Here is a 365-nt window from a genome sequence, read left to right as displayed (position 1 = left end):
AGTCGAACACGTGGTTCGCCCCACCGCCGGTCAGCTCGCGCACGGCGGCAACAGGATCGACGGTGCGCGAGTTCACGGTGTCGGTCGCACCGAACCGACGGGCTTTGTCTAGTTTTTCGTCATCCACGTCGACCGCGATGATGCGAGCCGCACCCGCGACACGTCCCCCACTGACCGCGTTCAATCCGACACCGCCCGCGCCGACCACGACAATCGACTCGCCCGGGCCAACGTTCGCGGTGTTCAGCACTGCCCCTGCACCGGTCACGACGGCGCAGCCGAGCACTGCCGCCTGCGCGAACGGCAGCTCGGGTGAGACCACGACGAGCTGGTTCTCGTGGATGAGCGCCTGCTCGGCGAATCCA

The 365-nt window shown here is 67.4% G+C and carries 1 protein-coding gene; it reads right to left on the bottom strand.

Going from position 1 to position 365, the window contains the following annotated elements; translation table 11 throughout:
• On the bottom strand, nucleotides 1-365 hold a 365-nt coding region (locus FH08_RS0134205; RefSeq protein ID WP_031362662.1), incomplete at both ends, for a zinc-binding dehydrogenase.

It is taken from the genome of Caballeronia sordidicola (assembly GCF_000729995.1).
Lineage (GTDB): Bacteria > Pseudomonadota > Gammaproteobacteria > Burkholderiales > Burkholderiaceae > Caballeronia > Caballeronia sordidicola_A.
Note: the sequence above shows the minus strand (reverse complement) of the source record. Positions and strands in the feature narration are given on the sequence as shown.